This window comes from Nocardiopsis potens DSM 45234 (assembly GCF_000341105.1).
Taxonomy (GTDB): Bacteria; Actinomycetota; Actinomycetes; order Streptosporangiales; family Streptosporangiaceae; genus Nocardiopsis_A; species Nocardiopsis_A potens.
Genome location: NZ_ANBB01000016.1, coordinates 84592 through 92737 on the forward strand (window position 1 = coordinate 84592; position 8146 = coordinate 92737).

The 8146-nt window shown below is 74.3% G+C and carries 5 protein-coding genes; 4 read left to right on the plus strand and 1 reads right to left on the minus strand.

The window, feature by feature from the left end; all coding sequences use genetic code 11:
* Nucleotides 1-138: 138 nt before the first annotated feature.
* The gene (locus D459_RS0106630) at nucleotides 139-1359 is read left to right on the plus strand and encodes an outer membrane protein assembly factor BamB family protein (protein WP_017592216.1); all 1221 of its coding nucleotides are present in this window, start codon (nucleotides 139-141) and stop codon (nucleotides 1357-1359) included.
* Here the strand turns inward: D459_RS0106630 and D459_RS0106635 are convergent.
* Nucleotides 1349-3583, minus strand: a complete 2235-nt coding sequence (locus D459_RS0106635) for a hypothetical protein (RefSeq protein ID WP_017592217.1) — start codon at nucleotides 3581-3583, stop codon at nucleotides 1349-1351. The two genes, D459_RS0106630 and D459_RS0106635, sit on opposite strands and share 11 nt — an antisense overlap.
* A 394-nt stretch (nucleotides 3584-3977) precedes the next feature.
* On the opposite strand from D459_RS0106635, the gene D459_RS0106640 reads away from it, so the two are divergent.
* The 3 genes from D459_RS0106640 (at nucleotide 3978) to D459_RS0106650 (ending at nucleotide 8002) form a co-directional block, all read left to right on the plus strand.
* Nucleotides 3978-4574, plus strand: coding sequence for a TetR/AcrR family transcriptional regulator (locus tag D459_RS0106640; RefSeq protein ID WP_026120115.1), 597 nt, complete (start codon nucleotides 3978-3980; stop codon nucleotides 4572-4574).
* A 454-nt stretch (nucleotides 4575-5028) separates the two neighbouring features.
* Complete coding sequence (locus D459_RS30950) at nucleotides 5029-6252, plus strand: MFS transporter (RefSeq protein ID WP_169558449.1); 1224 nt, start codon at nucleotides 5029-5031, stop codon at nucleotides 6250-6252.
* 298 nt (nucleotides 6253-6550) lie between these two features.
* Nucleotides 6551-8002 (plus strand): alanine/glycine:cation symporter family protein, encoded by a 1452-nt coding sequence (locus D459_RS0106650; RefSeq protein ID WP_017592220.1) that lies wholly within the window; start codon nucleotides 6551-6553, stop codon nucleotides 8000-8002.
* The last annotated feature ends 144 nt before the right edge of the window (nucleotides 8003-8146 follow it).

The following is an 8146-nucleotide window of genomic DNA, read 5'->3' on the forward strand; positions in this document are numbered from 1 at the left end:
TGCCCCGAACCGCCCCGGAGCGCCTGGGAGTGCCCCGGAGCGCCGTGCGGGACGGGCGGGGCGCGCGGGACGGACCTGGCCCGTACCGGCCACCGGAAGGCCCGGTGCGGCGCCGCCCCCTCCGCTTAGCCTGCGGGCATGCGCGCTTCCAGGGGAGTCCCCGCACTGCTGGCCGCCCTGCTCCTCGCCGGAGGGTGCGGGTGGTCCGGCGGAGAAGCGGCGGACGAGGAGGACGGCCCGCTCTTCCCCGCCTCCGGCCTCAGCCCGGAGGAGCCGCTGCTCTGCGAGGACGGCGAGCGCGACGGCGAGGACTGCACGGCCGGCGGCGAACTGCGCTGGTCCGTCCCGCTGGACGACGACGGCGCAGAGTACTTCGTGGACCTGGAGGCCTCCTTCGAGGATAAGGAGAGCGTTTCGCTGTTCAGCACCAGGAGCCGGATTCGGGCCCCCGCGGTTCGCGAGCAGGGGAAGGCGGCCGACGGGACCTTCTTCTACGCCGAGGACGACCGGATCCGGGCGGTGGACCTGGAGACCGGGCGGCAGCTCTGGGCGGTATCGCTGCGCGAGAACCGGGTGGGGGAGACCAGAGGGCTGCACCGGCTGGAAGGCCGCCTCCTCGTCGAACTCGGGTACGGCGATCTGATGGGTGTGCCGCCGGAAGGGGAGCTCGTCGTGCTCGACCCCGAATCGGGCGAGGTGGTGGAGCGCACGCCGCTGGAGGATGGGGACCGGGTCGTCGGCGTGGCAGGCTCCGCCGTGATCACCGAGCGGGGAGGCGGAACGGCCGGCGCCTACGCCGGCGGCGAGCGGAAGTGGAGCGCGGAGCCGGAGGAGTTCCCGGAGGACGGAGAACGGCGCGCCTCCGACCGGGTCGCGCTGCGCGACGGCGGTGTCTACCTGGTGCGCACCGTGCGGAAGTACACCGGCGGAGACTCCTCGGAGGAGGGGGCCTGGGCGGACGGCGGTGAGTGGAAGGAGGAGCGCACCGAGGTCCGCCCGGTCGACCTGGAGAGCGGTGAGGCGGGCGAGGCGCTGCCGCCCGGTTCGGCCGAGGCGTTGCGGGTCGTCGCCGACGACGGGGAGAGGAGGCCGCGCGGGGCGGTCGTGTACCCGGCCCACCAGTACGGGCCGGACGAGGGCCTGCAGTTCATGGCCCTCCCCGGCCACGCCTGGAAGGAGCAGGCGCTCGCCTACAACGGTTTCGGCATCAGCAGGGTCGGGGCCTTCGACGGCCCCGGCGACGGGCTGGAGGTCGGCGTCGGATGCGCCCCCGACTCGGTCCGCCCGCAGCCGGAACCGGAGGCGATCGGGAAGGCCCTCCGCTGGGGCAACCCCCGGCTGTTCGCGCTCAACCTCTGACCGGTGCGCCGCAGTGCGGCCGGTCGCAGGCCAGCACCCGGGGCAGGTACTCCGCTGGCGGGTCTTCCTCTTCCCAATAAGACCAGTCGATGGGATCCGGCTTGACGAGGAGGCGCGGCCGGTCCGCTGCGTCGAGGGTCAGGACGACGTCGTCGAGCGGCCGCTCGAGGGGGGCCAGGTCCACCCTCCGCACCTCGGTGCATCCGGTGTCCGCGCAGGCGAGATAGGCGAGTTCGGCCCCGTCCCCGGTGGTGGCGGCGAGTTGCGGGCGCCCGGCCGAGTCGAGGGCCAGCCCGGCGAGCGGGCGGCGCCAGCCCGGTCCGGTCAGGGTGCGCTCCTCCGATGCGGAGCAGGCGGCGTCCGCGCAGTCCACCAGCCGGACCGACCCGTCCTCAGGGGCCCGGTAGGCCACGACGGGCCGCCCGTCCGGCCGGATCTCGATCCGCGACCCGGTCATCGGTGATCCCGCCTCGACGTATTCCCTGGCCGGGTACCGGTGCTCGGCGACCACGGTGCGGACCGGGTCGGAGCAGTCTCCGCCGGGGCAGGCGAACACGGTGACCGCTCCGGTGCTCCGATCGTGCACGCTCACCGCGACCGAGCCGTCCGGGTGCGCCGCGACGTCCACCGGGGCATGGCGAAAATCGCCCGCATGCAGACGGAAGACGGGGAACCGGCCGAGCCGGGAGGTCTCGCTCCCAGTGCAGTCCGCGGCGGAGCAGCGGTGCAGCTGCAGCTCCTGCTCGCCCCAGCCGGGGGTGGGCGCCATCGAGGCGATGTAGCGGGTGCCGTCCAGCGCGGTGGCGGCGGCCGTCCGGTACTCCGGGCGCCCGAAGGCCGCGGCATCGTTGATCTCCTCCTGGGAGCCGTCCTCCTCGATCTGCACCTCGCGGAGCGGGACCGCGCGGTCGGAGCAGCCGGTGCTGCGGAGGCAGGCCTCGCCGGCGGTGAGCACGCCGTCCTCCCAGTACGCCCGGGTGAGCCCGGTCTCGACGTCGCCGGCGTAGACGGCGCTGTTCGGGCCCTCGGAGCTCTCCTCGTCGTTCTCCTCAGGGAAGACCCGGCAGTCCGGGGCGCACCGGACCCGCAGCGGCCGACCGGTTTCGGTCTGGAGGATCAGGTCCTCACCTGCGGCCGCCCGGACCTCGGTCTCCTCCACCGGCTCCAGGTCGGCCAGCGGCCGCACGTCGTAGGACGGCGCGGTGGAGGGCACCGCCCACACCAGCGAGGGCAGTGCTGCGGCGGCCGCGGTGAACAGCGCCGATAGCGGGACCGGGCGGAGGGGGAGGAGCGGTCGCGGGTCACCGCGGGGCAGCCCGTCACGGACGGCGCGGATATCGGGGGTGCGGAGCACGGGGAGGTTCAGGGAGTAGCGGACGTGTTCGTGCAGCACGGCCACCGCGCACAGGCAGGCCAGCAGCATCCAGGACCCGGTCGCGGCGAGCAGCCGGACCGGCGGGCCGATGGCGGCCGACAGCAGGCCCGGGATCGGCGCCTGGTCGAGGGCGTACTCGATGCCCGCCTGCACGCCGGCCGAGGCCGCCAGCAGGAGCAGCGGCAGCCCCAGTGCCCGGCCCCAGCGCCTGCGGAGCAGCGGGCGGACCCGGCGGAGCGCGGCGAAGTAGCCGGTCCGCTCCAGCAGGGCGCTGACACCGGCGTACCCGGCCGGAACGGCGGCCAAGGAGACGGCCGGCGCCGCGACGAACGCCGCCCCCCGGATCAGCGGGGACAGGTACAAGTGCTCCGAGGGGAGCCGCTCCGCCTCGTGGAGCATCCCCAGCCCCACGGCGGCCGCGCAGGCAAGGACCGCCGTCATGGCCCCCAGCGCGGCCAGCGCCGGCCACGGGCGGAGCGCCCGGCGCAGGGCGGCCCGCGCGTCCACCGGGCCGCCGCTGAGCACCCCGGCCGCGACCAGCAGGGAGGCGGTCCAGGAGACGGCGGCCGCGTACAGCGTCGGCGGCAGCAGGGCCAGCGAGGCGGCGAGCACCGGGGGCGGGACGTCGGCGCCGTCCGGGCCGGGGAAGAGCAGGAGCTCACCGTCGGCGTAGGCGAACCGCACCGGCAGGGCGAGGAAGAGCAGGCCGAGAAGCGCGAGCGGGAGGAAGGGCGCCGCTGCGGCGGTGAACAGCGGCCCGGCGCCGCGCCGGAGGGCGCGCACGGCGCCGACCAGGGGCGCCCGGTGCAGCCACCAGCCGAGCTCCTCGTGGATCGGCGGCTCGGGCACGGGCTCCGCATCCGCATCCGCATCCGCGGCCCCAGGTTCCCCATCCACGGCTTCCGGTTCTCCATTCGCGGCCGCCGTCTCCGGTTCCCCCGGGCTCTTCGGGGCGGGGGCGGAGCCGTGGAGGCCGTCGTCCTCCTCGCCAGAGTGTTCGCGGTCGCTCATGCTGCCCCTCCCGGCTCCGGCGGACGCGGTGGATCCATGCTGCCCGGCGCCGGGCTCCGCCGCCCGGTAGTGTCCTCGACCGGCCAGCGGAGCGGGGAGGCCGGGACCCGTGGGGTCGGTGCTCCCCGATGCTCCCTGGTTCTCTCCGGTGGTCCCGGCGCTGCGGTCCGGGCGGGCGAACCGGCAGCCCGTTTTTGGATGGGGCGTTCCAAAACGTGTTAGGGTTCCCGGCATGGGACGGCCGAGGAAGTTCGACGAGGACGAAGTGGTCGAGGCCGCCGCCCGGGTCTTCTGGAGCGGCGGCTACGACGGCACCTCCACCGACGACCTGTGCCGGGCCACCGGCCTGACGCGGAGCAGCCTGTACAACTCCTTCACCTCGAAGGAGGAGCTGTTCGTCCGGGCTCTCCGGCGCTATGCGGAGGAGCGGGCGGACCGGCAGGCCGCCGTCCTGGAGGACGAGACCAGGCCGGGGCTGGAGCGCATCCGCGCGATGCTCGCGATGATCGTCGAGGACGAGATGGGCAACCGGGAGCCGGGCGGCGGGGTGGGCTGCTTCACGGTGAACACGCAGACCGCACCGGTCCGGCGGAACCCCGCCGTGGCCGAGGTGCTCGACGCCGACCGGCGCAGGCGGCTGGGCGTGCTGGAGGGGACGATCCGGGCGGGCCAGGCCGACGGGTCCATCGCCGCCGGCCGCGCCCCCATGGAACTGGCCTGGTACGTGAACTCACTGGTGGGCGGTGCTCGGGTGGCGGGCCAGGCGGGCGTCGGCCGGGAGGTACTGGAGGGCATCATGGCCACCGGCCTCCGGGCGCTGGAGCCCTGATGGCGGGGCGTCCCAGGGGACTGGGCGGTCCGGGGGCGCCTTCCAGGGCGGCTCCGGGGCGCCGGCTCTGCCGCTCGGCCCGCCGCTCGCTCCGCCGGTCGATCCGCCGTCGGGCGGGCCCTCCTGCTCCGTGTCGCCGGGCGACTCCGCCTTCCCCGCCTTCCTGGCCTTCCCGGGCCGTCCGGGGCGGGGTGGCCGGCCCGCCGGCCGGGATTCCGCCGCCGGACCCCTCTCCGCTCCGCGAGCGCTCCTCCAGAGCGCCGCCTGCGGACGGCCCGCCGCCGCGACCCGCCGGCGTCCCTGATCCGGCCTGACCCGACCTGATCCGGTCCTGCGTGCGCCCTGCGCATCGCTGTGCGCATCACTGCGCGCGGCACCGTGCGCATCGCCGTGCCCGAGTTTTGGGCAGAGCATTCCAAAATCGAATCCGCGTGAACGAGAGAAAGAGGCACCCGTGCCCAGAACCGTCCACCTGATGGCCCTCGGCATCTTCGCCATGGTCACCAGCGAGTTCCTGGTCGGCGGACTGATGCCGCAGATCGCCGCCGACCTGGGGGTGAGCATCCCCCGGGTCGGCTACCTCATCACCGCGTTCGGTCTGGCGATGGCCGTCGGCGGCCCGATCGCCGCCACCGCGCTGATGCGGCTCGCCCCCAAGACCGCGCTGCTCATCCTGTTCGCCGTCTTCATCGCGGGCAACGCCCTGGCCGCGGCCGCCCCCGACTACACGGTCATGCTCCTGGCCCGGGTCGTCACCGGTGCCGCCTCCGGCGCCTTCTTCGGGGTGGCGATCACCGCCGTCATCCGGCTGGTCTCGGAGGACATGCGGGGCCGGGCCACCGGCGTCGCGATGCAGGGGCTGATGATCGGCACCCTGCTCGGGCTGCCGCTCTCCACCCTCCTCGGCGGCCTGTGGGGCTGGCGGGCCGCGTTCGCCGCGGTCGGCGCGCTGGCGGCGGTCGCCGCGCTCGCCGTGCTGGCCTCCATGCCGCACCTGGCCCCGGCGGAGGACTCCGGCGGGCTGCGCGACGAGGCGGCGGTGTTCCGCAGGCCGGGGCTGCTGCTGGCGCTGCTCGGCTCGACCTTCATCATCGGCGCGACCTTCTCCGCCTTCTCCTACTTCACCCCGATCCTCACCGAGGTCACCGGCTTCTCCGCGGGGACGGTCCCGGTGCTGCTGCTGGTCTACGGGGCGGCCTCGGTGGTCGGCAACGCGGTGGTCGCGCGGTTCGCCCAGTCGCACACCCGGACCGCCATCGCCGTCGGCCTGGTGCTGAACGCGCTCTTCCTGGCCGGCTTCGCGCTCTTCGCCGGACTCAAGGCCCCCGCGGTCGCCGCCATGGTCGGCATCGGCCTGGTCGGCGTCACGCTCAACCCGGCGATGGCGATGCGGGTGCACCGCGAGGGCAACGCCCGCGCGCTGGTCAACACGGTCCACACCTCCTTCATCACCATGGGCGTGGTGCTCGGCTCCTGGGTCGGCGGCATGGGCATCGACGCCTACGGGCTGCTCGCCGCCCCCTGGATCGGGGTCGCCCTGGCCGCGGCCGGGCTGCTCACCCTGGTCCCGGAGGCGCTCCGGGCCCGGGGCGGCGGGTCCGGAGCGCGCACCGCCCGGGGCGGCGGCGCACCGGAGGCGGCCGGGCCGGCGGAACCGGTCGGCGCGCCGGGGACCTGACCCGGCCGGCACCGGTCCCGGTGCCGCGGCCCCGCCGGAGGTTCCGGCGGGGCCGCGGTTCTGCGCAGGCGGAACGCCGCGTCCGAAAAGGCGTGGTTCGGACCACCGCAATCGGTGCGAAAGGGTTGGAAACGGGAGTGGCTGTGAACTGTGACACCGCTGTGACCAGGCGGTGTGACGCTGTCGGGTACGTGTCGCAGGGAGGACGCCGGGGAAGGCCGTCCGATCCTGGAGGGGCGTCGCCACGAGCGGCACCCTGGGACACGCCTTCTCCTGAAGCCAGAGGGGACACTCTGCAATGACCGATGCCATCCAGGCGGCCCTGGACGCCGCGTCCTCCTTCATCTGGGGGCCGTTCTTCCTCATCCCGCTGCTGCTGCTCGTGGGTGTCTACCTCACCGTCCGCCTCCGCGGCCTGCAGTTCCGGGTGCTGTTCCACGCACTGTGGCTGGCGCTGGTCCGGCGCTCCGAGAAGGACGGCGCCAAGGGCGACATCTCGCACTACCAGGCGCTGAGCACCGCGCTGGCCGCCACGGTCGGCGTCGGCAACATCGCCGGCGCGGCGCTGGCCATCGGCGTCGGCGGCCCCGGCGCGCTGTTCTGGATGTGGGTCACCGGCCTGCTCGGCATGGCCACCAAGTACTGCGAGGCGCTGCTCGGCGTGAAGTACCGCCGCCCCGACTCCAAGGGCGAGATGAGCGGCGGCCCGATGTTCTACCTGCGCTACGGCCTGGCCGAGAAGTTCGGCCCGGGCAGCGCCGGCGCCAAGCTCGGCGTGGTGCTGGGCTTCCTGTTCGCGCTCTTCGGCGCCCTGGCCTCCTTCGGCATCGGCAACATGACCCAGGCCAACGCGGTGGCGGGCCAGCTCGAGTCGACCTTCAACGTGCCCACCTGGGCCTCGGGCATCGCGATGGTGGTCCTCGTCGGCGCCGTCATCCTCGGCGGGATCAAGAGCATCGGCCGGTTCGCCGCCGGGGTGGTGCCGATCATGATCATCGCCTACGTGGTCTCCGCGGTCCTGGTCCTCGCGGTGCACGTGGCCGACATCCCGGCCGCCCTGGCGCTGATCGTCACCGACGCGTTCACCGGCACCGCCGCCGTCGGCGGGTTCGCCGGCTCCGCCTTCATCATCGCGATGCAGCAGGGCATGGCGCGCGGCATCTTCTCCAACGAGTCCGGCCTGGGCACCGGCGGCATCGCCGCGGCGGCCGCCAAGACGAAGCAGCCGGTCCGCCAGGCGATGGTCTCGATGACCCAGACCTTCATCGACACCATCGTCGTGGTCACCATGACCGGCCTGGTCATCATCGTCACCGGCGCGTGGAGCAGCCAGGCCGAGACCGGCGACGGCGCGCTGATGACCAACTGGGCGATGACCGAGGCGTTCGGCGGCATCTCCCCGGCCCTGGCCCCGATCGGCGGCTACGTGGTCGCGATCAGCCTGATGTTCTTCGCCTTCACCACCCTGGTCGGCTGGTCCTACTACGGCGAGCGGTGCCTGGACTTCCTGGTCGGCCGCGCCGCGGTGCTGCCGTTCCGGCTGGTGTTCGTGCTGGTCGTCTACGTCGGCGCGACCTCGGAGCTGAGCCTGGCCTGGACCTTCAGCGACGTGGCCAACGGCTTGATGGCGGTGCCCAACCTGATCGGCCTGCTGGTGCTCGGCGGCGTCGTCGTGGCCGAGACCAAGAAGTACTTCTCCGACCCGGACTGGAAGAAGCCGGACCTGGTCGACGCGCGCAACGGCGACTGACCGCCGCGGCCGCAGCGGGGCGCCCCGGACCACCGGGGCGCCCCTTCGCGTTCCCGACCCTCCTCCAGGGCGGTGATCGGGGCCCTGCCAGAGCGCTCTGGCAGGGCCCCGATCACCGGGGAGGGGCGGGGCGGGGGGGGGCCC

Bases quoted from the DNA above. Each gene is read 5' to 3' on its own strand.
- D459_RS0106630 (WP_017592216.1), top strand. From the start codon at position 139: ATGCGCGCTTCCAGGGGAGTCCCCGCACTGCTGGCCGCCCTGCTCCTC.
- D459_RS0106640 (WP_026120115.1), top strand. From the start codon at position 3,978: ATGGGACGGCCGAGGAAGTTCGACGAGGACGAAGTGGTCGAGGCCGCC.
- D459_RS0106650 (WP_017592220.1), top strand. From the start codon at position 6,551: ATGACCGATGCCATCCAGGCGGCCCTGGACGCCGCGTCCTCCTTCATC.